Source organism: Rathayibacter sp. VKM Ac-2927 (assembly GCF_022815525.1).
Taxonomy (GTDB): Bacteria; Actinomycetota; Actinomycetes; order Actinomycetales; family Microbacteriaceae; genus Rathayibacter; species Rathayibacter festucae.
This window is the reverse complement of record NZ_JALGRT010000001.1, coordinates 810,942-834,360: the sequence shown is the minus strand read 5'-3', so window position 1 is coordinate 834,360 and position 23,419 is coordinate 810,942. Positions and strand designations below refer to the sequence as shown.

The following is a 23,419-nucleotide window of genomic DNA, read 5'->3' as shown; positions in this document are numbered from 1 at the left end:
GTCTGCGTCGGGCCCACCCCTCCGATGAACGGGTGACCGGGATCCGCGCTCGGTCACCCGACCGCTCGGCGCATCCGTGGTGGCGCTGTCATCCGCCAGATGGCGGGCGAAAGCGCGTCGCTGTCCGGATGACTCCGGGCCGCTGCGTCGGCAAGGTGGCCGGTGGCGTCGATCCCCTCGCGAGGAGTCGCCCCACCCGCACTGCCTGTCGAAGGAGACACGATGCACGTCCACGGACCCACCACGAGATCCCGCCGCCTGACGTCGGCACTTGCCGCGGCCGCGGTGGTGCTGCTGCCGCTGACCGGCTGTCAGAGCGCGACCCCGTCGCCCCCGGCCGGCGAGCGCCCGGCCGAGTGCGACGGCGTCGGGCTCACCCGCGTCGGCTACTCGCCGTACTCCAACTCGGGCGGCTACTTCCCGCTGGTCGAGAAGGGACTGCAGAGCGTCCTCGGCGACTGCGGCATCGACGTCGTCACCTCCGACCCCGACGGCGAGTCCGGCGAGCAGGTCTCCGGCATCGAGAACCTCGTCGCGGCCGGCGCCAAGGCGGTGATCGTGTGCCCGACGGACCCGAAGGCGATCTCGCCGGTGGCGCGCCGCCTGGCGGGGCAGGACGTCCTCGTCATCGGCCTCGCGACCGACATCCCCGAGGCGGATGTCGTCTTCAACCTCGACGACCGCGCCTTCGGCGAGCTCGAGGGCGAGAGCGCCGGCGGCTGGCTCGCGGCGAACCGCGCGGACGAGAAGCCCACCGTCGCGATCCTGCACCAGGACTCGGGCGGTGCACCGCTGATCGCCCGGCACGAGGGCGTGATCGCGGGGCTCGACGCGGCGCTCGGGGAGGGGGAGTGGACGCTCGTCAGCGAGGTCGAGGCGTATCAGGAGGACACCGGCAACGCGCAGACCTCGACCGTCCTGCAGGCGCACCCCGATCTCGACCTGATCGTCGGCCTGAACGACTCGAGCGCGCTCGGGGCGCTCTCCGCGGTCAAGGCCTCGGGACGCACCCCCGGCGAGGACGTGGCGATCGTCACGGGCGGCGAGGACGCGCGGATCCTCCAGGGAGTCCTGTCCGGGGAGGTCGTCTCGACGGTGGGACTCTTCCCGGTCCAGCAGGGCGAGATCATCGCCCGGGCGGTCCTCGAGCTCTCCTCGGGCGGCGACGTGGAGCGCGAGCAGATCGTGCCCGTCGAGCTCGTGACGGCGGAGAACGCCCAGGGGATCCTGGACTCCCTCGGATGACGGCACCGCACGGCAGCGCCCCCGTCCTCACCGTCTGCGGAGTGAGCAAGTCCTTCGGCGGGGTCGCGGCCCTCACCGGCGTCGATCTCACGGTGCACGCGGGCCGGATCCTCGGACTGGCCGGCGCCAACGGGGCGGGCAAGTCCACCCTGATCAACATCCTGACCGGCCAGCTGCCACCCGATTCCGGCGAGCTGCGGGTGGACGGGGAGCCCGTCTCGTTCTCCAGCCCTCGGGAGGCGCAGCAGAAGGGCATCGGCGTGGTGCGCCAGGAGCTGGATCTCGTTCCGGATCTCACGATCGCCGAGAACCTCTTCCTCGGCGATGAGCGGGTGTTCCAGCGGGCGCTGCGGCTCGACCGGCGGCGGATGCGCGAGGCCGCTCGCGCGCTGCTGCGCCGGATGGGGCTCGAGAACGACGTCGACACCCCGGTGCGCGACGTGTCGATCGGCGACCGCCAGCTGATCGCGGCCGCCCGCGCGCTGCGCAGCGCCGGATCCGTCCTGCTCCTGGACGAGCCGACGTCCTCGCTCACGCCGTTCGAGGCGGCTCGCCTCTTCCGCGTGATGCGCTCGCTCAGCGACGAGGGCGTCGGCGTCGTCTTCATCTCGCACCGGCTCGACGAGGTCGTCCAGCTCTGCGACAGCATCGTCGTGCTGCGGGACGGGCGCGTCGCCGGCGAGTTCGGCGCCACCGCGGCCGTGCTGCCGCAGGTGGTCGACGCCATGGTGCCCGGGTCCGCCGCTGTCACCCGGGTCGAGCGGGCGGCCGTCTTCGGCGAGCCCGCCTTCGTCGGCAGTGCTCTGGTGGTCAAGGGACGCCCGCCCGTCGACCTCGCGATCCGGCGGGGCGAGGTGCTGGGCGTCTTCGGGCTCGTCGGCGCGGGCAAGTCGTCGATCGGCCGCTCGATCGCCGGGCTGGAGGCCCTGCAGTCCGGCTCGATGCAGCTGGCCGGCCGGCCCTACCGTCCCCGCTCCGCCGCCGCCGGCTTCGCCCGCGGTGTCGCGTACCTCTCCGAGGACCGCCGCAGCGAGGGAATCCTGCCGCACCTCAGCGTGCGGCGGAACATGATCGTCCGGGCGCCGCGGAACGTCGCTCGAGGCGGCGTCTTCGACCGGCGCGCGGTGACCGCCCTCGTCGCCGAGATGACGTCCCGGCTGCGGATCAAGGCCGCGAGCGACGCCCTCGACATCCGCTCGCTCTCCGGGGGCAATCAGCAGAAGGTCCTCGTCGGGCGCCTGCTCGCCGAGGACCTGTCCCTGCTCGTCCTCGACGAGCCCACCCACGGCATCGACGTCCGGGCCAAGGCCGATCTCATCGACACGGTCTGGGATCTCACCGCGCAGGGCGTCGCCGTCCTGCTCATCAGCTCGGAGATCGCCGAGCTGCGCGCCGCCTGCGACCGGATCGTCGTCGTCCGCAACGGCGCCGTCGTCCGGGAGCTCCCGGCGACCACAGCCACCGAAGGAGAACTCATGTCCGCAGCGACCGGAGGCGTGTCATGACCCGCCTCGACACGCCCGTTCCCGGAGTGGCCCGCGCTCCGCGCCGCGGGTTCGACCAGGAGCGCCTCGCCACGATCGTCCTCCCGGTGGCGCTGGCCGTGATGATCGTCGTCTTCGCCGTCAGCTCGACGACGTTCTTCACCGTGGACAACCTCTTCGTCGTGCTGCGGCAGTCGGCGGTGCTCGGCGTCGCGGCGATCGGCGCGACGATCATCCTGATCGCCGGCCGGCTCGACATCAGCCAGGGCGCGCTGATCGCGGCGTCCGGGATCACCTGCGTCTCGCTCCTGCAGGCCGGGCTGCCGCCGCTCGTCGCCGTCCTCGGGGCGATCGCGCTCGGGGCCCTGCTCGGCCTCGTCAACGGCGTCCTGACCGAGAGCCTCCGGATCCCGGGGTTCATCTCGACGCTCGCGGTGGCGCTGGTGGTGCGCGGTGCCGCTCAGGTCTGGACCAGCGGGCAGTCGATCGCGGCGCCGGTCGTCGAGGGCTTCGACCTCCTGCTCTGGGTCGGCACCGGGTCGATCGGCCCGCTCCCGGTCGCAGTGGTGCTCGTGACCGTCCTCTACGTCGTCGCGTGGCTCGTGATGCGCACGACGACCTGGGGACTGCGGTCCTACGCGATCGGCTCGTCCGGGCGGGCCTCGAGGGTCGCGGGGCTGCGGGTGAACCTGCACGCGATGCAGGTCTTCGTGGTCGCCGGGGCGCTCTCGGCGGTGGCCGGCGTGCTCCTCGCGGGGCGGCTCGGCTCCGGATCCGCGAACAACGGCCAGGGCGCCGAGTTCGACATCTTCGCCGCGGTCGTACTCGGCGGGACCTCGCTCTTCGGCGGCCGCGGCAGCATTCCGCGCACGGCGCTCGGCATCGTCTTCCTCTCGACGCTGAGCAACGGCCTCGTGATCCTGAATGTATCGTCCTACTGGCAGGGCATCGCGACGGGGACCGTGCTGGTGCTCGCCCTGGCGATCGACCGGTTGCGAGCACGCGATGACGAGTGAGGCTGTGACGCATGGAGGGTCTTCTCCGGCGGCTGTCCGAGGGCGGCGAGAGCGGTGCGGACGCGCTGCGCGTCGTCAGCTTCTTCGACAAGCTCCAGCAGTTCCGGGCCGGAATCGACGAGCTGGTGCGCTCGACGGCAATGCTGATCGGGACCGAGGCGGGGTTCGCTGGTCCGGGCGGCGGCTGCGGCTTCGACAGCCTCGGACGCGCGAGGCCGCACGATCCGCCGACCGTGGCGATCAGCACGGCGATCGGCGGGGACACGGCGGACGCCGGCCTGGTCTGGGTGGTGCCCGCGAGCAGCGACCCGGACATGGCGCAGCTGATCCTCGAGCGCATGTCCCTGACAGCGGCCACGATCCTCATCCGGCAGGCCGACGCGGCCCGGCTGGGCGACGGCGAGCCGCTGCGGATGCTCATCGAGGCGCTGCCCTCGATCACGGAGCACCGGGAGGAGGCGCTCCGGCGGCTGGGCTTCCGGCCGGACTGGCGCGTGCGCGTCGTCCTCGCCCGGGGCGCGAGCGGACCGCTCTCGGATCCGCGCGGCTGGCGGGAGTGGTGCGGGCCGGAGCACCGCTGCACCGCTCCCGTGCGCTTCGGGACGGCGCACGCGGTGCTGCTGCACGGTCCCGGGACGCGGCCGGGCACGCTCCCCGAGGGCGCCGAGACCGTCGCCGTCGGCGCGACGGCCTCGGCGCTCTCGCCGCGGGACTCCTACCTCTCCGCGCTGCGCACGCTGCGGCTGTGCTCGCCGGTGCTCGGTCCGCGCGCGCTCGCGCACGACGCGCTCGGCTCGTTGCGCTGCCTCGCCCGGGTCTCCCCGGCGGAGGCCGCCGGCTCGGAGCTTGTGCAGCGGATGCAGCTCCTGGTGCGGACGCCCGTCGGTCTGGGCGAGATCCTCGCCCTGGACGCGTACTGCCGCCACGCGAACGTCCGCGCGGCGGCGACGGAGCTCCTGCTGCACCACAGCTCGCTGGGGCACCGGCTGAAGAACGTGGGCGCGAAGCTGGGGATCGACGTGTTCGACGCCGTGCAGCGCAACGACGCGTGGCTCGCGCTGCAGCTGCTGCGCATCGCCGAGGCGGAGCCGGACGAGGCGTGAGCGCCCTGGGCGCGGCAGGCGGTGGCCGCCGTGGACGCTGAGCTCGCCGCCGCCACCGAGCTGATGCTCCGGCCCGATCTGAACGACGTCGAGGGCACCCGGCGACTGATGGGCTCGTCGACGATGCAGCCGTCGTCCGCCGAGGTGGAGTTCGGCGGGTCCGTCGCGATCGAGTCGCGCTCGGTGCGCCTCGACGGACACGACATCGGCCTCCGGCTCTATCGCCCGTCGGCGTCCGTCGGGTCCGCGCTGCTCTTCCTGCACGGCGGCGCCTTCGTCGCGGGGGACACCCTCTCCGAGAACGCCCGCTGCCTGCGCTACGCGGGGGACGCGGGCTGCCTCGTCGTCTCGGTCGACTACCGTCTCGCGCCGAAGCACGCGTATCCGCACGGCCTCCGCGACTGCCGGGCGGTGCTCCGGTGGATGATCGAGCGAGCGGCCGAGCTCGGGATCGATCCCGCCCGGATCGCGGTCGCCGGCGTCAGCGCCGGCGGCGCACTGGCGGCGGGAGTGAGCATGCTCGCCCTCGACGAGGGGGAGCGGGTGCCGCGGGCGCAGCTGCTGCTGTTCCCCGTGCTGGACGACCGCCTGCACAGCACGTCGATGCGGGAGTTCGACGCCACGCCGGTCTGGGACAACCGCAACGCCGCGGTCATGTGGCGGCTCTACCTCGCCGGTGCGCCGGCCGACGAGTACGCGGCACCGGCGCGACGGGAGTCGCTGATCGGACTGCCCGAGACCTATCTCCTGGCCGCCGAGCTCGATCCCCTGCGCGACGAGGCGCTCCGATTCGGAGCGCGGCTCCTCGAGGACCGGGTCCCCGTCGATCTGCGGCTCTGGGCCGGCACGTACCACGTCTTCGATCAGCTGGTGCCGGACGCCGCCGTGTCGCAGGCCAGCCTCGAGGATCAGGTGCGGTTCCTCCGGCGGACGCTGCGGCCCTGAGCCCGGGCGTCGGCGCGTCGGTCAGCCGGTGTCGTCGCCCGGGCGCGCGGCGTCCACTGCTCGCGCGGCCAGGCGGGCGAACGCCGCGCGGAGCTCGACCGGCTCCACATCGGTGATCGGCGCGTCGAAGCGGGCGATCGACGCGGCGACGCCGGGCCAGGACCAGGAGCCGACGCGGATCCGGCAGCGGCCGTCCGGCTCGACGCTCAGCGTGCCGTCGCCGAGGTACGGGGCGATCTGCACGGCGTCGGCGTCCAGGATCGCCGAGCCCCGGCACGGCCAGGTGTCCGCTCCGGTCGAGCCCTTGAAGCGAGCGGAGAGGAACGCCGCGGGATCACCGCCGGGCACCGTCCGCGGGGTGAAGGCGGCGCCGGTGTGACTGCGGAGCCGGATCCGGTCGACCCGGTAGGTGCGCCAGTCGTCGCGCTCGGGAGTCCAGCCGATCAGGTACCAGCGGCCGCCGGCGAGGACGAGGTGGTGCGGCTCGGTCGTGCGGGCGGCGGGTTCGGCGTCGGCCGGTCCTGCGGGGGAGTCGTAGTCGAAGCGGAGGGTCAGCGCGTCCCGGATCGCGTCGCCGATGCGCAGCAGCACGCCGGCGTCGGCGCGCGCCTCGGCCGGGCGGGTCGCGGTGCCGGCGCTCGCCGCGAGCCCGTCGATCCGGTGCGCGAGGCGGGTCGGCAGCAGTCGGCGGATCGTCAGGAGCGCCCGCTCGGCCGCCTCGTCCAGGTCCGTGCCGAGGGTGCCGGCGGTCCGCAGCGCCAGGGCGATCACGACGGCCTGCTCGTCGTCGAAGAGCAGCGGCGGCAGCTCCGTGCCGGCGGCCAGGCGGTAGCCGCCGTCGGGGCCGCGCGTGGTCTCGATCACGTAGTCGAGCTCGCGCAGGCGCTCGACGTCGCGCCGGACGGTGCGCTCGCTCACCTCCAGCCGCTCCGCCAGCACCGGAGCGGACCAGTCGCGGCTCGACTGCAGCAGCGACAGGAGGGCGAGCAGCCGCTTGGAGGTGGAGGGCGACGAGGAGGAGGGCATGGAACGATCCTCGCGCGCGGAGCGGACGTTCCCTGGCCGGTACCGACGAGATCGTGGTGTCAGCCCCGGAGGAACGGGGAGAACCGCGGCCCCACCACCGCGCAGCGAAGGAGCACACCATGACCGCAGCAGTCGTCGCCCACCTCAACTTCAGCGGAGAGGCCCGCGCCGCCCTCGAGTACTACGCCGCCGTCTTCGGCGGCCAGGCCGTCGTCCGGACGTACGGCGACTTCGGGATGCCGGCGGGACTCCCCGACACCGATCGCGTCGTCCACGGCCAGGTCGTCGGCGCGGGCGGCTTCACCGTGATGGCGTACGACGTCCCCTCGAGCGAGGCGGACCTGCAGGCGGGAGCCGCGCGCCGCGAGAACGGCACGACGATCACCGACCGTCCCTTCTTCCTGGCCCTGCAGGCCGAGACCCTCGAGGAGGCGACCGGCCACTGGGACGCGCTCGTCGACGGAGCGAGCGTCGTCGAGCCACTCGCAGCGTCGGCATGGTCGGCCGGCTTCGGCATGCTCACCGACCGCTTCGGGGTGGTCTGGGCGATCAGCGTCGTCGAGCAGCAGGGCTGAGCGCGGGGCGGGTGGCCGTCTGGCGCGGCCGCCCCTGCCCTCCGGCGCGAATTCCGGGCGACGGATGGCTTTCCGGAGCGCTCTGGGTACTATGTCCCGACGCGGTGGGAGTCCCCTCCTCCGCGCCCGCGGGTCCCAGGCCCGCCCTCAGCTCCACACCCCAGCCCCACCAGCCCCAGCCCACAGACGAACGGGAGACGGATGCGCACGACGCGCCCTTCGACGGACCACTCCGCCGCGGACGAGTCGGCGCGCACGCCGCGACCCCACGTCCGGCACGGACGGCAGAAGCGCCACAGCCTGCCGCGGACCCTCGTCAAGGCCGCTGCGACCGTCTCGGGAGTGGGCATCGTCGCCTCGATCTCGATCGTCGCGATCGCCGCGACGCTGCTCGTGCAGTCCGCCCAGCCGTCCGTCAGCCTGCACCCGATCGCGGCGGGCTCCGAGGTCGCGGCCGGCTCGGTCCCCGAGATCGGCGCCCTCGAGGGCGGCTTCAACGTCCTCGTCGTCGGCAGCGATTCGCGCCAGGGTCAGGGCGACGCCTACGGCGACCCGGACGAGGAGACCAGCGTCCTCAACGACGTCAACATGCTGATGCACGTCTCGGCCGACCACAGCAACGCGACCGTCGTCAGCTTCCCCCGCGACATGTACGTCGACATCCCGTCCTGCGTCAATGCGGTGACGGGGGAGACCATCCCCGCCCGCTACGACACCAAGATCAACGAGGCGATGGGCAAGGACGTCAGCCTCGGCTGCGTCGCCGGCGTCGCGGAGGAACTGCTCGGCGTCCGGGTCGACTACGGCGCGGTCGTGCAGTTCAACGGCGTCATCGAGATGTCGAACGCGATCGGCGGAGTCGACGTCTGCGTCGCGACCGAGATCGCCGACCCGTACACCAACACCTATCTCGAGCCGGGCGTGCACTCGCTCGAGGGCATGGCCGCGCTGCAGTTCCTCCGCAGCCGGCACGGCATCGGCGACGGCAGCGACCTGACCCGGATCAGCAACCAGCAGGTCTTCCTCTCCTCGCTGGTCCGCCAGGTCAAGAGCGCCGACACGCTGCTCAACCCGGTCGCGCTCTACGGACTCGCCAAGGCCGCCCTGGGCAACATGACGCTCTCGGACGAGCTGAACAACGTGAACACCCTCGTGCAGATGGGCCTCGCGCTGAAGGACGTCGACATCGCGAACGTGGTGTTCGCGCAGTACCCGACCGGCTCGGTGTCCGGCGGCGTCGTCCCCGACCGCACCGCGGGCGACGTGCTCGCCACCGCCCTGCAGACGGACCAGCCGATCGCCCTCACCGGCGGCACCGGTGCCGGCGCGACGACCACGGGTGAGCCCGCGTCCCCGGCGGCGACCGAGGCCCCCGCCGCCGGCCCCGCCACGACCGACCCGCTCGCGACCGCGGAGGCCACTCCCGGCGCGACCGCCGCGCCCGGCACGCCCGCGGCCGGCGCACCGGTCGAGCTGCCGGAGGCCATCACCGGCCAACCCGCCGATCAGCAGACCTGCTCGGTCGGGTTCTTCGGCTGACGCCGGAGGCGGATCCGATGACCGACCCCGTCGTCTCGCGCCGGACAGCGGCCCGTCACGGGCGGCTGCGGCCGCACAGCGGCCTCCGGTTCGCCGGGCGGATCCTCGCGGCCTGCGTCGGCGTCGGCGTGCTCAGCACGATCTCGATCGTGGTGATCGCCCTCTCGATGATCGCGGGCAGCGCGCGTCCCTCCGTCGACCTCGGCATCGGCTCGACCGACGCCGGCTCCGCCGTCCCGGAGATCGGCGCGATCGAGGGCGGCGTCAACATCCTGCTCGCGGGCAGCGACAGCGCCGAGGGCTCCGCGGCGGGCGCGTACGGCGACCGCTCCGAGAACCTCAACGACGTCACGATGCTGATGCACATCTCCGAGGACCACTCCACGGTCGAGGTGATCAGCTTCCCCCGCGACATGTACGTGCCGATCCCGTCCTGCACCGACCCGGCGACCGGCACCGTCTCGGACGCGCTGCGCTCCGCCAAGATCAACACGTCGCTCAGCTACGGCGGGCTCGCCTGCACCGTGCAGACCGTGGAGCAGCTCACCGGCCTCGACATCCCCTACGCAGCGCTGATCCAGTTCGACGGCGTGATCGAGATGTCGAACGCGGTGGGCGGAGTCGACGTCTGCGTCGCCACCCCGATCGAGGACGAGTACACCGGTCTGAACCTCACCGCCGGCACGCACACGCTGGTGGGCGCGGAGGCGCTCGCCTTCCTGCGCTCCCGGCACGGCGTCGGCGACGGCAGCGACCTCACCCGCATCTCCAGCCAGCAGGTGTACCTGTCGTCGCTGGTGCGCAAGGTGAAGGACGCCTCGACGCTCTCGAACCCCGTCGCCCTCTACGGCCTCGGCAAGGCGGCCGTCTCGAACATGCAGCTCTCCACGTCGCTCGAGAACGTCAACACCCTCGTGTCGATCGGCCTCGCGGTGAAGGACGTGGACCTCGCCAGCGTCGTCTTCGTCCAGTACCCGACCTACATCGACGGCGACGGCGTCTACCCGAGCGAGGAGGCGTCGGCGACGCTGAACGCCGCCCTCCTGGCCGACCAGCCGATCGCCCTCACCGGCACCACCGGCGGCGGCTCGGAGTCGGCCGACGGGTCGACGCCCGCCGCGACCGGCTCGGCGGCTCCCTCGGATCCGGCCACCTCCGACCCCGCTGCGACCGCGGACCCGGCGACGCCGGCTCCGGGCGAGACCGCCGTCGCCCTCCCGAGCGACGTCACCGGTCAGACCGCCGACCAGCAGACCTGCACCGTCGGACGCACCCTCGACGAGCAGTAGCGCCGCAGCGCCGGGTGTCACGCCCGGCTCCCGGGTGCGGTTATAGTGGTCGTCGTGCGTTCGCCTGGCGGGCGCTCAGGAGACGTCGCATAGTCCGGTCGAGTGCACCACCCTGCTAAGGTGGAGAACCCTTTATTGGGTTCCGTGGGTTCAAATCCCACCGTCTCCGCACTCCTCGAGAGCCCGCTTCCCCGCGGGCCGATAGCCCTCTGCTCCTCCGGTGCCTGCATCGTCGAGGGTCGTGCAGCACTCGTCTCAGCGCATCTTTCTCGCTCGACCGGCTAGCCTGGCGGGATGTCCAGTGCGATCCTCGAGGCCCTGTCCGCAGCTCCCGCCCGGCGGGACGTCGCGTCGATCCGCGGGGCCCTCGCGGAGGTCTCGATCGGCGACTCGGTGCGGGTGCTCGTCCGCTCGCCGCGCTACGGGCTCTACGGCATCGAGGGCGTCGTCCGGCAGGCGGTCGGCGGCGAGCTCGTCGTCGCCGACGTCTTCCTCAACACGGGGACCGAGATCCAGAGCATCGCGCTCGCACCCGAGCCGGACGCGGGAGCCGACGGGAACCGGTCCGTCGACGGGCTCGCCCACGGAGACCCGGTGCGGGTGACCTTCTCGACGCCGACGATCGGCTCCTTCACCGTGACCGGGCCGCTCACCGCCGGCGGCCGCGACCCCTACCTGCTCGTCGGCAGTTGGATCGTCGCCGAGGACGCGAGCGCCGCCCGCCACGTCGACCGGATCGAGCGGCTCAGCGACGTCGCCCTGCACGTCAAGCACGTCCCCGGGCACCGCTCGGCCGCCGTCGAGGAATAGCGGGCACGCAGCGCGACAGCGCCGGGCGTCAGGTCTGGCAGCGCGGACACCAGTAGGTGACCCGCAGCTGCAGCTCGTCGTCACCGAGCTCGCCGCGGCGGATCGCGGTGCCGCAGCGCCGACACGGCTTGCGGTCGCGGCCGTAGACCCAGAGCTGCTGGCCGGGGCGGAGGTTGCCGGTCGTCGTGCGCTCGATGCGCTCGCGGTTCACGGTGATCAGCTTCTTCGCGAGCGCGATCGTGCGCACCAGGTCGCCGCTCTCGCCGACCGGGCGCGTGGGCAGCACGCCGCGGAGGAAGCAGAGCTCGGCCCGGTAGACGTTGCCGAGCCCGGCCATGATCCGCTGGTCGAGCAGCGCCAGGCCGATCGGCCGCTCCGGGTCGGCGGTGAGGCGCCGCAGCGCCTCGTCGGCGTCCCAGTCCGCACCGAGCAGGTCGGGGCCGAGGTAGCCGACGACGTCCTCCTCCGCGGCGCGCGGCACGATCTCGAGCAGGCCGAGTTCGAAGCCGACGGCCTGCCACTCGTCCGTCTCGAGCACGATGCGCGCCTGGAAGGCGGGGCGGTGCCACTTCGGCCGGTCGCCGGTCAGCGAGTAGAGGTGCCAGCTGCCCTCCATCTTGAGGTGCGAGTGGATCACCGCGTCGCCGATGCGCATCAGCAGATGCTTGCCGCGCGGGACGACCGAGTCGATGGTCTCGCCGGTCAGGTCGACCGTCGCGAACTTCGGCACCCGGACGTCGCAGCGGGTCAGCACCTGGCCGTCGAGGGCGTCGGCGAGGTTGTGGGCGGAGCGGTAGACGGTGTCACCCTCGGGCACGGGCGCTCCTCTCGAGGCGGCCGGCGCTCACGCGCGCAGCCTCAGGCCGCGCGGGTTCGCGACGAACCCGGCGGCGGTCAGGGCGTCGCCGAAGGGCGTGCCCAGGGCGAAGACGCCGTCGATCTTCTCGACGGTGAGCTTCTCGACCCCGCGGGAGCGGACCAGCTGCGCGAGCGCTCCGGCCGCATCCGCGAGGACGGTCTCGTCGGAGGAGAAGGTGAGCGCGGTCTTGCCGCCGCGCTCGAGGTAGACGGCGAGCTCGCCGTCGACGACGGCGACCAGAGCGCCCGCCTTGCGACCGGGCCGGTGGCCCTCGCCCTGCGGCCACGGCAGTGCCGCGCCGAACGGGTTCGCCGGGTCGGTCGCGGCCAGCGCGAAGACGGGCCGGGCGCGCTGCTGGGCCTCGTCCTGCGGCGCGAAGGTGCGCAGCCGGTCGACGCTGCCCGCCGTGCCGAACTGCGCGGCGCCGAGCTTCTCGATGAAGTAGCCGCGGCGGGCGCGGCCCTGCTGCTCGAAGCCGCTGAGCACCTTGTAGGCGAGCGCGAAGCCGCCGAGCACCCCCTCCGCCTGGACGGAGCCGCGGGTGACGATGCCGTAGCGCTCGAGCAGCGTCTCGCCGAGCGCGTGCCCGCGGATCGTCGCGTCCGACTCCGCCAGCGGCACGATCGACCAGCGGCCGCCCGCGGTGGGCGGGCCGACGCGGGTCGCCATGGTGGGCCTGGCGGTCATCCGGCCGCGTGGCGCCCTGGCGCGGGCGGGGGCGCGCGGCTGCCGGTGCGCGCCCCCGGTGGAGCCGACGAGGGTGCGCAGCGGAGCGAGCGTGTCGTTCGTGAGCAGGCCCGCCCAGACCAGCTCCCACAGCGCCTCGACCAGCGTCTTGTCGTCGGTGGAGCCGACCGCGTCGGAGAGCTGCCGGAAGAAGTAGCCGCCGCCGGAGCCGAGCACGCCGACGATCTCCTGCTGCAGCTCCCCGAGCGGCACCGCCTCGGCCGCGGGGACGGGCAGCGTGAGTCCGGCGGTGTCGGCGAGGTGCAGGCTCACCCAGCCGTCGTTGCCGGGGAGGGTGCCGGCGCCGGCCCAGAGGACCTCGCCGGTGGCCGTCAGCTCGTCGAGCATGGCGGGCGAGTAGTCGCGCACCCGCGCGGGGAGGATCAGCGACTCCCAGGCCGAGGCGGGGATGGGCGCACCCGCGAGCTGGTCGATGACGGAGGCGACGCCGTCGATGCCGCGCAGCGAGCCGCCGAGGTGCTGCCAGGCCGGCAGGAAGCGGCCGTAGGCGGCGGCGTCGACCGGCTCGACCTCCTTGCGCAGCGCGGCGAGCGAGCGGCTGCGCAGGCGCCGCAGCACCTCGCTGTCGCACCACTCCGAGCCGGTGCCGTTCGGGCGGAACTCGCCCTCGGAGACGCGCCGCTCGCCGGAGAGCCGACGGAGGGTGTCGTTGACGACCGCGACGCCGAGGCCGAGCCGCTCGGCGACCGCGACGGCGGTGAACGGGCCGTGGGTGCGGGCGTAGCGGGCGACGAGGTCGCCGAGCGGGTCGCGCACCGGGTCGATGAAGGCGACGGGGACGCCGATGGGCAGCGGCACGCCGAGGGCGTCGCGCAGGCGCGAGGCGTCCTCCATCGCGGCGTAGCGCTGCTCGCCCGCGAGGCCGACCGGCAGGACGCGCTTGGCGCGGACCAGCTCGGCGACGATCGCCTCGAGCGTCTCGCGCGCGATCGGCGCGGCCTTCGCGACGTCGGCCGACGTCACCGATTCGTCGACCAGCCGCTCGCCGAGCTCGTCGATCGTCAGCGGGCCGAGCAGGCGGAGCAGGTCCGCCGCACCCTCGAGGCCGCGCAGGCGCCGCTCCGGCTCGACCCGCTGCAGCTCGCGCTCGATCTGCGCGAGCACGAGCGGGTCGAGCAGCTCGCGCAGCTCGGCGCGGCCCAGCAGCTCGCCGAGGAGCGTCGCGTCGACCGAGAGCGCGGCCGCGCGGCGCTCGGCGAGCGGGCTGTCGCCCTCGTACATGAACGCGGCGACGTAGCCGAACAGCATCGAGCGGGCGAACGGGCTCGCCGTCGGCGTCTCGACCTCGAGGATCTGCAGCTCCCGGCCGTCGAGCCGCGCGGCGAGGCGCAGCAGCGCGGGCAGGTCGTAGACGTCCTGGAGGCACTCGCGCACCGTCTCGAGGATGATCGGGAAGGTCGGGTAGGTGCGGGCCACGTCGAGCAGCTGAGCGGCGCGCTGGCGCTGCTGCCAGAGCGGCGAGCGCTTGCCCGGGTTGTAGCGGGGGAGCAGCAGGGCCCGCGCCGCGCACTCGCGGAACCGGGCGGCGAAGAGCGCGGAGCCGCCGACCTCGCTGGTCACCAGCTGCTCGAGCTCGTCGCGGTCGAAGAGGAAGAGCTCGGCACCGGGCGGCTCCGACTCGGTGTCGGGGATCCGGACGACGATGCCGTCGTCGCCCGCCATCGCGGCGCCGTCGACCCCGTGCCGCTCGCGGACCCGCGCGCCGATGGCGAGGGCCCAGGGGGAGTGCACCTGCATCCCGTAGGGCGAGTGCAGGACCAGCCGCCAGTCGCCGAGCTCGTCGCGGAAGCGCTCGAGCACGAGCGTGCGGTCGTCCGGGATGCGGCCGGTGGCCAGCCGCTGCTCGTCGAGGAAAGAGAGCAGGTTGTTGGTCGCGTACTCATCCAGGCCCGCGGCGGTGCAGCGCTCGCGGGCGGTCTCGACCGCGGCGCCGCCGATCTCGCGGGTGAAGGCGCCGATCGCCTCGCCGAGCTCGGCCGGCCGGCCCTGCGAGTCGCCCTTCCAGAACGGCAGGCGTCCCGGCTCGCCGAAGGCGGGCGTGACGATGACGCGGTCGTAGGTGATCTCCTGGATCCGCCAGCTGGTCGCGCCGAGCGCGAAGACGTCGCCGACGCGCGACTCGTAGACCATCTCCTCGTCGAGCTCGCCGACCCGGTTGCCGGTCGAGCCGGGCTCGCCGACCATGAAGACGCCGAACAGCCCGCGGTCGGGGATCGTCCCGCCGCTGGTCACCGCGAGGCGCTGCGCTCCGGGCCGGCCGGTGAGGGTGTTCTCGTCGCGGTCCCAGACGACGCGGGGCCGCAGCTCCGCGAACTGGTCGGAGGGATAGCGGCCGGAGAGCAGGTCGAGCGTCGCCTCGTAGGCCGAGCGCGGCAGGGCCACGAAGGGGGCGCTGCGGCGGACGGTGTCGAACCACTCGTCGACGTCGAGCGACTCCAGCGCCGTGGCGGCGACCGTCTGCTGCGCGAGGATGTCGAGCGGGTTGGCCGGCACCATGATCGCCTCGATCAGGCCGGCGCGCATCCGCTCGGTGGTGACGGCGGAGTGCAGCAGGTCGGCCCGGTGCTTGGGATAGAACGAGCCGCGGGAGACCTCGCCCACCTGGTGCCCCGCCCGGCCGACGCGCTGGAGCGCGCTCGCCACCGACGGCGGGGTCTCGACCTGCACGACGAGGTCGACGGCGCCCATGTCGATGCCGAGCTCGAGGCTCGAGGTGGCGACCACGCAGCGCAGCCGGCCCGACTTGAGGTCGTCCTCGATGATCGCGCGCTGCTCCTTGCTGACCGAGCCGTGGTGCGCGCGGGCGAGGAGCGGCTCGTCCTCGGGAGCGGCCTGACCGGTTCCGCTGGTCGCTCCGGCGGCGCCCATGGTGGCGGCCGGAGTGCGGCGGGCCGAGGCGCCGACGACCCCCTCGAGGAGTGCGCCGACCGCGACCGGCTCGCCGGCCTCGCGGGCGCGCTCGGCCTCGGCCTCGCGCCGCTCCGCGTAGATCTCGTTGAGCCGGGCCGTCAGCCGCTCGGCCAGCCGCCGCGAGTTCGCGAAGACGATCGAGGAGGTGTGCGCGAGCACGCGGTCGACGATCGACTCCTCCACGTGCGGCCAGATCGAGCCGCTCTGCGGGCCGGTGGCGCCCATCGTCGAGCCGTCCTGCGAGGCGGTGGAGCCGAGCTCGGACATGTCCTCGACGGGGACGACGACGCTGAGGTCCCACTGCTTCTCGGAGACCGGGGCGACGATCGTGACGGGGGAGCGGCCGGCCAGGAAGCGCGCGACCTCCTCGCGCGGACGGACCGTGGCCGAGAGCCCGATGCGCTGCACGGGCTTGGGCAGCAGCGCGTCCAGCCGCTCGAGCGAGACCGCGAGGTGCGCGCCGCGCTTGGTGGAGGCGACCGCGTGCACCTCGTCGACGATGACCGTCTCGACCCCGCGCAGCGACTCCCGCGCGGCCGAGGTGAGCATCAGGTAGAGCGACTCGGGGGTGGTGATCAGGATGTCCGGCGGCGTCTTCTGCAGCACCCGGCGCTCGGCCGCGGGGGTGTCTCCGGAGCGGACGCCGACGGTCACCGTCGACGGCGCGCTGCCGATGCCCTCAGCACTCAGCCGGAGCGCGGTCTGCGTGACGCCGACGAGCGGCGAGCGGAGGTTGCGCTCGACGTCGACGCCGAGCGCCTTCAGCGGCGAGACGTAGAGCACGCGGGTGCGGTGCTGCGGGTCCTCCGGCGGCGGGCCCTGGACGAGCCGGTCGATCGCCCACAGGAACGCCGACAGCGTCTTGCCCGAGCCGGTCGGAGCGACGACGAGGGCGTGCGCGCCGCTCGAGATCGCCGACCATGCGCCCTCCTGGGCGGCCGTGGGCGCGGGGAAGGCGCCCTCGAACCAGGCCCGCGTGGCGGGGCTGAAGCGATCGAGGACGTGCGGCATGCGTGAATCCTCCCTGCCACCACCGACATTGCCGTGCGCGGGCCCCGCGGGCGAGCCCTTGACGAGCGGCCGAGGCGGCCGGTGATCGTCCGGGGGCACCGGAGTCAGGCGAAGCCCAGCCGCACGAAGGTGCCGATGTCGGCGAGCTCGGCCTGGCTCACGCCGTGGGCCACGCCCTCGTAGACCCTCGCGTCGAGCGCGGTGTGCGCCGGGAACCACTCCGCCGCCGCCGCGACCAGCTCCGGCGGGATCACGGCGTCCCGTGTGCCGCGCCCCCAGAACACCGGCGGACGCTCCTCGGCGAGGGCCTCGTCAGCCGCGTCGCCCTCCGGCAGCGGCACCACGAAGCCCGAGAGGGCCACCGCGAACGCGAACCGCCCGGGGGCTCGCCGCAGCAGCTGCACGGCCAGCGCCGCGCCCTGCGAGAAGCCGAGCAGGCCGACGGGACCGTCGTGCTCGAGCGCGTCGAGCCAGTCGAGGACGCCCTGCGCCGCCGCCTCGACCGCGACCGGGTCCGCGCGCGGCTGATCCGGATCCAGCGGGACCCGCAGCGGCCACCAGGCGTTCGCGCCGCCGTCCAGGGCCAGTGGCGCCCGGAGCGAGGCGAGCACCGGCTCCAGCGGCAGGTAGGCGCCGAGCGAGAACAGGTCGCCCTCGTGCGAGCCGTAGCCGTGCAGGAGCACCAGGAGGGGCCGCCCGGCCCGGTCCTTCGCGGAGGAGGACCACAGCACTGCGTTCGCGTCGATAGCCATCGGACCATCATCGCCGAGCCCGCCGGATGCGAGCCGAAACCGGACTGACATGAACGTCGGGTAAGAATGGCCCTATGAGCGTGCGTACCCCTGATCCCAACTCCGGGTGGCTGTCCGACGATGAACTCGCCGAGATCCGCCGTCGGCTCCCGCTGCTGTACGTCGAGGCGGTGCCCGTGCGCGTCGACGGACTCGGCCAGGTGACCGAGGTCGGGGTGCTGCTCCGGGCGACCGCCTCGGGGCAGATCACGCGCACCATCGTCTCCGGCCGGGTGATGTACGGCGAGACCCTCCGCGACGCGCTCTTCCGCCACCTCGAGAAGGACCTCGGCCCGATGGCGTTCCCACTGCTGCCGGCCAGCCCGCTGCCCTTCCACGTCGCCGAGTACTTCCCGATGCCCGGCATGGGCCCCTTCACCGACGACCGGCAGCACGCCGTCTCGCTCGCCTACGTCGTCCCCGTCACCGGCACCTGCGACCCCCGCCAGGACGCCCTCGAACTGACCTGGATGACCCCCGACGAGGCCTGCTCCGACGCCGTCTCCGCCGAGATGGAGGGCGGGCGCGGCGCGTTGCTGCGGGCAGCGCTCGCATCCGTAGGGAAGCTCCGCTGAAGGAAGGCCCGCAGCGTGCCTTCTCGCGCGCCGCGGGGCGGCGCGCCGCGGTCGGCACTCGCAGGTGGTCGGGTTCCGTAGAGCGTCCGACGTCCGCCTAGCGGAATTCGCTGGCACGCGAATTCCGCCTCCGGCTCGAAGCGCGCTCTCGCGCCGAGACTCGGGCGCCAGAGGGCTTCGCGCCTCAGGGCTCTGTGGTCGCGGCGATTCTCGGGGAGAGCCGTCCGCTCTGGGCTGGCCGCGCTTTCGCGCGGGCACTCCGATAGAACGGGAGCTGCGCATCTGCCGCGTGGGCGACAGACGCTGCGCGATCATGTCCCCCCGCCCGTCTCGAGGGCGAGACGGGATCCTGCTCTACATGCGCGCATTCGCCGCCAGCTGGCCTGAGCCGGGAATCGTGCAACAGCCTGTTGCACGATTGCCCCGGGGCCATATCACGGTGCTCCTCGACCGGCTCGACGAACGGGATGCACGCGACTGGTACGCCGAGACGGCGGTGGAGCGGGCCTGGTCACGGAACATGCTGGCCAACCAGATCATGAACCGCACCCGCGATCGGATCGGCGCGGCACCGACCGACTTCACGGACCGACTCACCCTGTCCGACTCGGACCTCGCGCGGGAGCTCGCGAAGGACCCCTCCGTGTTCGACTTCCTCGACCTCTCCGAGGACGCCGCGGAGCGAGACCTCGAGCAGGCCCTCATGGATCGCATCGTCGACACCCTCCGCGAGCTCGGCGCGGGCTTCGCGTTCATCGGCCGCCAAGTGCATTTCGACGTCGACGGTGACGACTTCTCCCTCGACCTGCTGTTCTTCCATGTGGACCAGCTCCGGTACGTGGTCATCGAGCTCAAGACCGGCAGATTCCAGCCCGAGTACGCGGGCAAGCTCGGCGTCTACATCGCCCTCGTCGACGACCGACTCAGAAGACCGGTGCACGCTCCGACGGTAGGGATCCTGATCTGCGGCAGCCGCAACGAGCACACCGTTCGATACTCACTGGGACGCGCCGATTCTCCGATCGCCGTCTCGACCTACTCGTACGACGCTCTGCCGGCGGCAGAACGAGCCGCCCTGCCCGACGCCGAGCGACTCGCTGAAGCGCTCGACTGGGAACGAGAAGCCCCCGCCTGACGACAGTCGGAGCAGCGCCGACTGCCGTTCCTCCTTCGCCACCGCCGCAGAAGAAGCACCCTCTCCCGGAGACGACGAAGGCCGGGACCCCGACCCGCGACTCCGTCGCGGGAGGACATCCCGGCCTTCACTGACTGGCTTAGTGCAGTCGTCGGCGCACGCGCACGTCGTCAGACGCTGCGCACCCGGACCAGCCGCCCCTCACGAGGCGGACCGGCGATTCGCGTGCCAAGCGAATCGCCGTAGCCGTTCGCAACCCGCTCTGCGGAACGCGACCGTCCACCCAGCCGACCGCGGCGCGCCGCCACGCGGCGCGCAAATGGGCTCAGCCTTGAGCGCGTCGCGCAGGGCGGCGCTCGGCGCCGGCCGGGGCGGAGCTGCCGGAGCCCGAGCCGGTGCTGTAGTACGAGCGCGAGCCGCCCGAGGTGGTCGCTGCGGCGGCGGAGCGGCCGCGGCCGCCGCGCTGTCCGCCGCGAGCGGCGCCGTCGGAGCTCCCGCCGGTGCCGCGGCGGGGACGGTCGGAGCCGGCGCCGGCGGGAGCCGCCGAGCGCTCACCGCGTCCGCCGCGGGGGGCGGTGCCGCCGTCGGTGCGCGCGGCGCGCTTGCGCTGCGCGTTGGCGCCCTGCGAGCGGCCGCCCTGCGACTGGCCGCGGACGGGCTCGACGACGGCGGTCGGGGTGACGTACGCCGCGACGTCGCCGACGAGCTTCGACACGGCGGCCGAGTCGGCGGTGACGAGCTGCGGGGTGACCTGGATGGCCGCCTTCCGCAGGAGAGTCTTCACGTCGCCGCGCTGGCTGGGCAGCACGACGGTGACGACGTCGCCCTCGCTGCCGGCGCGGGCGGTGCGGCCCGAGCGGTGCAGGTACGCCTTGTGCTCCATCGGCGGGTCGACGTGGATGACCAGCTCGACGTCGTCGACGTGCACGCCGCGGGCGGCGACGTCGGTGGCGACGAGCACCTTCACGGTGCCGGCGCCGAAGGCGGCGAGGTTGCGGTCGCGGGCGACCTGCGAGAGGTTGCCGTGCAGGTCGACGGCGGGGATGCCCTGGCCGGTGAGCTGCTTGGCGAGCTTCTTCGCGTGGTGCTTGGTGCGCATGAAGAGGATGCGGCGGCCGGTGCCGGACGCCAGGGTCTTCACGAGGGCGTTCTTGGCGTCGAGGCCGTCGACCTCGAAGACGTGGTGGGTCATCAGCGCGACGGGCGAGTTCGCCTCGTCGACCGAGTGCAGCACCTCGTTCTGCAGGTACTTCTTCACGAGCTTGTCCACGCCGTTGTCGAGCGTGGCCGAGAACAGCAGGCGCTGTCCGCCGCGGGGGGTCTTGTCGAGGATGCGCGTGACGACGGGCAGGAAGCCCAGGTCGGCCATGTGGTCGGCCTCGTCGAGCACGGTGATCTCGACGGCGTCGAGGTTGACGAAGCCCTGCTTCATCAGGTCCTCGAGGCGGCCGGGGCAGGCCACGACGATGTCGACGCCCTGCTTGAGCGCGGCGACCTGGCGCTGCTGCGAGACGCCGCCGAAGATCGTGGTGGTGACGATGCCGTAGGCGTCGGCGAGGGGCTGCATGGCCGCGGTGATCTGCGTGGCGAGCTCGCGGGTCGGCGCGAGGATCAGGCCGAGCGGGCGACCCGGGCGGCGGCGTCCGCCGGCGAGCGCGCCGCCGAGACGGGCGACCATCGGGATGGCGAACGCGAGGGTCTTGCCGGAGCCGGTCTTGCCGCGGCCGAGCACGTCGCGGCCGTTCAGGGTGTCGGGGAGCGTGTCCACCTGGATCGGGAAGGGCTCGGTGATGCCGTTCGCGGTCAGGGCGGTGACGAGGGGTGCGGGGACGCCGAGTGCGGCGAAGGTGGGGATGGTCGACATGGATGGTGCCTTTCGGGGCATCATGCCGATCTGACAGCGCAGGCGGTGGCCGGGCGCGGGTGATCGGCTGTTCGGGCGAAGGTGACGGTGGTCACATCCGTTCGCCGTACGAAGCGGTGCGCGCGGCCGGGGGCCTCATGCACGTGCGCCAGATGGTCGGGATCCAGAGGGATCCGCAACGGAAAATGGGCGTTCTACGACGCGGGGGAGCGCAGTCGTCGCGCTCGCACCTTCCCACCCTAGTGGGTGCCGATCCATCCCCGCATGGTCGACTGCACGCGGGAGCCGTCGAGGTCGGCCAGCTTCAGGCCGACGAAGTCCCGCGCCCAGTCCGAGGTCTGCACCCGGAAGGGCGGCTCCGGATCGCGCAGGGTCTGCAGGATCACGGCGGCGACCTCCGCCGGCTCCTGGGCGTGGCTGGAGGAGAAGGCGGAGGCCGTGCGGTCGAGGTAGGCGCCGAGCGCGCCGGCGTAGGGGCCGGCCTCGGCCATCAGAGCGGAGGAGTCGATGCCGACGTTCTCGACGAAGCTGCTGCGGACCGCGCCCGGCTCGATCAGCGAGACGTGCACGCCGACGGCCGCGGCGACGGGCGCGAGCGCCTCGAAGAAGCCCTCGATCGCGAACTTCGCGGCGCAGTAGTCCTCGTTGAACGGCTGGCCGACGGCGCCGCCGACGCTCGACACCGTCACGATCCGACCGCGCGAGGAGCGCAGCAGCGGCAGCGCGGCGCGGGTCACGGCGACCGTGCCGAAGAAGTTGACCTCCATGACGCGGCGCAGCTCGGCCGGGTCCTCGAGCTCGGTGATGCCGACGTGACCTGCGCCGGCGTTGTTCACCAGGACGTCGAGCCCGCCGTGCACGGACTGGATCCGCTCGAGGCACGCGGTGACGGAGTCGGAGTCGGTGACGTCGAGCCGCTGCACGTCCAGCTCGACCCCGGCACCGCCGATCGCTTCGCGGAGTCCGTCGGCGTGCTCCACGTCGCGGACCGTCGCGACCACCTGCCAGCCCGAGCGGGCGGCCTCGATCGCTGTCGCGCGGCCGATGCCGGTCGAGGTTCCAGTGACGAGGAGGACGGGTCGGGGCATGCTGATTCCTGCTTTCCGGCGCGGGGGCGCGCCGCCCGGAGGCTATCGGCGGAGCCTCCGAGAACGGTCAGCATCGGCGACGGGATCTCGATACGCCCTCTGCGAGGGCTACTCGATCAGCATGTCGGCGCCGCGTCAGCCCCTGTAGCGCTCGCCCACCGGCACCTCGACCGGCAGCGTGTTGCCGGCCTGCGCGAGCGGGCAGGCCCAGGCCGGGTCGTACGCGCAGGAGGGGTTGTAGGCGAAGTTGAAGTCGAGCACGAGCGTCGACGGCGTCGCTCCGGTGCCGAGGTCGGCGCCCTTCACGGTGTCGAGCAGGTAGCGCCCGCCGCCGTAGGTGCCGCCCGGCGTCCCGGCCAGCGCGTCCTTGACGGGCACGAAGAGCCCGCCGCCGTAGGAGCCGAGCTTCCAGACGTCCAGGGTCCCTGCGGAGGGGACCTCGACGGTCCCGACCAGCTCGAACGGCACGACGCCGTCCGTCCCGGTCTCCACGTCCATCCGCCGTGCCTCCTCGGCCGGCGCGACCTCGAGCTCGAACCGCCAGGCCGCGTCGTACGGTGCGATCGGCAGCGAGCGGAAGTGCGCCCGGTCGGCGGGCAGCAGCGGAGTGGCGGGGTGGCGGTCGAACAGCGCGTTGCGGGCCCGGATCCACGACGCGTGCGCGGCGAGCAGGTCGACGTTCGACAGCCGGCGGACCTCGGCGTACATCGCCTGGACGTGGCGGCGCCAGTCGGCGACCTCGATGGCGGAGGCGAGCCGGCGCCGCGGCGACACGGCGTCTTCGTCCTCGCTCCCGTCGTCCTCGCCGGAGGGCCAGCGGAAGCGCAGCAGGTCTGCGCGGGACAGCTCGACGGCCTCCTCGGCCGATCCGTCGGGGCTCACGGTGCGTCCTCTCCTCGGGGGCGGGTATCGGCGCCGACGTCGTGGCGCCAGGTCGGAGCCAGGGCGCGGATGCGGATCCCGCGCCACTGCCAGAACGCCCACATCGACGGCCAGAGCGCCGGCGAGGCGAGCCCGGCGCTGAACTCCAGCCGGTCGCGGAAGAGCGTGCGCCCGTCCGGGAGCGGCGCGACGGCCATCCGGTGGTCCCACGCGGTGATCAGCCGCAGCGCGCCGGACAGCGGAGCGCCGTTGTCGCGGAGGATCCGGACGTCGGGCATCGACGGGACGCGGCGGTAGGAGAGGTCGATCTCCTGCGCGCCCACCGGCACGATCCCGAGGGCGTCCATCGCGACGTCGTGCGGCCCGAGGCCCCAGGTCGGCCGGAAGCCGCCCTCGTCGAGGGACGCGGCGGTCAGGAACGGGGACATCACCTCGCGGAACACGGCGGGACTCTGCAGGGCGCGCCAGGCGGAGTCGGGGTCGGTGTCGAGCACGTGCTTGAGCATCACCTTCACGGGGACCATC

The 23,419-nt window shown here is 73.3% G+C and carries 19 protein-coding genes and 1 tRNA gene; 12 read left to right on the top strand and 8 right to left on the bottom strand.

The genetic code is table 11. The features are described 5' to 3' along the window. Nucleotides 1-222 precede the first annotated feature (222 nt). Genes MT353_RS03960 through MT353_RS03940 form a run of 5 tightly spaced genes read left to right on the top strand, consistent with a single transcriptional unit; the run spans nt 223 to nt 5,793 of the window. Nucleotides 223-1,245: a sugar ABC transporter substrate-binding protein gene (locus MT353_RS03960; RefSeq protein ID WP_243623634.1), complete on the top strand. Its 1,023-nt coding sequence runs from the start codon at nt 223-225 to the stop codon at nt 1,243-1,245. Then, on the top strand, nt 1,242-2,750 hold the full coding sequence (locus MT353_RS03955) for a sugar ABC transporter ATP-binding protein (protein ID WP_243600534.1): 1,509 nt from the start codon (nt 1,242-1,244) through the stop codon (nt 2,748-2,750). Before MT353_RS03960 ends, MT353_RS03955 begins: the two co-directional genes overlap by 4 nt. Then, nucleotides 2,747-3,745: an ABC transporter permease gene (locus tag MT353_RS03950; RefSeq protein WP_123733488.1), complete on the top strand. Its 999-nt coding sequence runs from the start codon at nt 2,747-2,749 to the stop codon at nt 3,743-3,745. The genes MT353_RS03955 and MT353_RS03950 overlap by 4 nt, the downstream gene beginning before the upstream one ends. An 11-nt stretch (nt 3,746-3,756) precedes the next feature. Then, a complete protein-coding gene (locus tag MT353_RS03945) occupies nt 3,757-4,848 on the top strand; it encodes a helix-turn-helix domain-containing protein (RefSeq protein ID WP_243623633.1) in 1,092 nt (363 codons plus the stop codon). A 30-nt stretch (nt 4,849-4,878) separates the two neighbouring features. Next, nucleotides 4,879-5,793: an alpha/beta hydrolase gene (locus tag MT353_RS03940; RefSeq protein WP_243623632.1), complete on the top strand. Its 915-nt coding sequence runs from the start codon at nt 4,879-4,881 to the stop codon at nt 5,791-5,793. Nucleotides 5,794-5,814: 21 nt separating this feature from the next. Here MT353_RS03940 and MT353_RS03935 read toward each other — a convergent pair whose 3' ends face one another. After that, nucleotides 5,815-6,819, bottom strand: a complete 1,005-nt coding sequence (locus tag MT353_RS03935; RefSeq protein ID WP_243623631.1) for a YafY family protein — start codon at nt 6,817-6,819, stop codon at nt 5,815-5,817. Nucleotides 6,820-6,938: 119 nt separating this feature from the next. Here MT353_RS03935 and MT353_RS03930 point away from each other — a divergent pair, with 119 nt between their 5' ends. The 5 genes from MT353_RS03930 (at nt 6,939) to MT353_RS03910 (ending at nt 11,032) form a co-directional block, all read left to right on the top strand. After that, a complete protein-coding gene (locus MT353_RS03930; RefSeq protein ID WP_243623630.1) occupies nt 6,939-7,394 on the top strand; it encodes a VOC family protein in 456 nt (151 codons plus the stop codon). A gap of 201 nt (nt 7,395-7,595) precedes the next feature. Beyond that, nucleotides 7,596-8,933 (top strand): LCP family protein, encoded by a 1,338-nt coding sequence (locus MT353_RS03925; RefSeq protein ID WP_243600538.1) that lies wholly within the window; start codon nt 7,596-7,598, stop codon nt 8,931-8,933. Nucleotides 8,934-8,950: 17 nt separating this feature from the next. Further along, complete coding sequence (locus MT353_RS03920; protein ID WP_243623629.1) at nt 8,951-10,222, top strand: LCP family protein; 1,272 nt, start codon at nt 8,951-8,953, stop codon at nt 10,220-10,222. 78 nt (nt 10,223-10,300) lie between these two features. After that, a tRNA-Ser gene (locus MT353_RS03915) sits at nt 10,301-10,391 on the top strand. Nucleotides 10,392-10,516: 125 nt separating this feature from the next. After that, the gene (locus tag MT353_RS03910) at nt 10,517-11,032 is read left to right on the top strand and encodes a hypothetical protein (RefSeq protein ID WP_243623628.1); all 516 of its coding nucleotides are present in this window, start codon (nt 10,517-10,519) and stop codon (nt 11,030-11,032) included. A gap of 28 nt (nt 11,033-11,060) precedes the next feature. On the opposite strand, the gene MT353_RS03905 is transcribed toward MT353_RS03910, so the two are convergent. From MT353_RS03905 to MT353_RS03895, 3 genes are all read right to left on the bottom strand, one after another. Next, nucleotides 11,061-11,849 carry a DNA-formamidopyrimidine glycosylase family protein gene (locus MT353_RS03905; protein WP_123445013.1) on the bottom strand — a complete coding sequence of 263 codons (789 nt, stop codon included), beginning with the start codon at nt 11,847-11,849 and terminating at the stop codon, nt 11,061-11,063. A 27-nt stretch (nt 11,850-11,876) separates the two neighbouring features. After that, nucleotides 11,877-16,559: an ATP-dependent helicase gene (locus MT353_RS03900; RefSeq protein ID WP_159423422.1), complete on the bottom strand. Its 4,683-nt coding sequence runs from the start codon at nt 16,557-16,559 to the stop codon at nt 11,877-11,879. Nucleotides 16,560-16,663: 104 nt separating this feature from the next. Then, nucleotides 16,664-17,311: an alpha/beta hydrolase gene (locus MT353_RS03895; RefSeq protein WP_243623627.1), complete on the bottom strand. Its 648-nt coding sequence runs from the start codon at nt 17,309-17,311 to the stop codon at nt 16,664-16,666. A 74-nt stretch (nt 17,312-17,385) separates the two neighbouring features. Here MT353_RS03895 and MT353_RS03890 point away from each other — a divergent pair, with 74 nt between their 5' ends. Both MT353_RS03890 and MT353_RS03885 read left to right on the top strand, forming a co-directional pair. Next, nucleotides 17,386-17,925: an NUDIX hydrolase family protein gene (locus MT353_RS03890; protein WP_123445016.1), complete on the top strand. Its 540-nt coding sequence runs from the start codon at nt 17,386-17,388 to the stop codon at nt 17,923-17,925. Between the two features lie 358 nt (nt 17,926-18,283). Next, the gene (locus tag MT353_RS03885; RefSeq protein ID WP_308197503.1) at nt 18,284-19,060 is read left to right on the top strand and encodes a PDDEXK nuclease domain-containing protein; all 777 of its coding nucleotides are present in this window, start codon (nt 18,284-18,286) and stop codon (nt 19,058-19,060) included. A gap of 325 nt (nt 19,061-19,385) precedes the next feature. Here the strand turns inward: MT353_RS03885 and MT353_RS03880 are convergent, their stop codons facing one another. The 4 genes from MT353_RS03880 to MT353_RS03865 all read right to left on the bottom strand — a co-directional run bounded on the left by MT353_RS03880 (nt 19,386) and on the right by MT353_RS03865 (nt 23,418). Further along, complete coding sequence (locus MT353_RS03880; protein WP_132436051.1) at nt 19,386-20,924, bottom strand: DEAD/DEAH box helicase; 1,539 nt, start codon at nt 20,922-20,924, stop codon at nt 19,386-19,388. Nucleotides 20,925-21,163: 239 nt separating this feature from the next. Continuing rightward, on the bottom strand, nt 21,164-22,012 hold the full coding sequence (locus MT353_RS03875; RefSeq protein WP_243600543.1) for an SDR family oxidoreductase: 849 nt from the start codon (nt 22,010-22,012) through the stop codon (nt 21,164-21,166). A 135-nt stretch (nt 22,013-22,147) separates the two neighbouring features. Then, on the bottom strand, nt 22,148-22,720 hold the full coding sequence (locus MT353_RS03870) for a DUF1684 domain-containing protein (RefSeq protein WP_243623777.1): 573 nt from the start codon (nt 22,718-22,720) through the stop codon (nt 22,148-22,150). A gap of 170 nt (nt 22,721-22,890) precedes the next feature. Then, the gene (locus tag MT353_RS03865) at nt 22,891-23,418 is read right to left on the bottom strand and encodes a hypothetical protein (RefSeq protein ID WP_243623626.1); all 528 of its coding nucleotides are present in this window, start codon (nt 23,416-23,418) and stop codon (nt 22,891-22,893) included. Nucleotide 23,419: the final 1 nt, after the last annotated feature.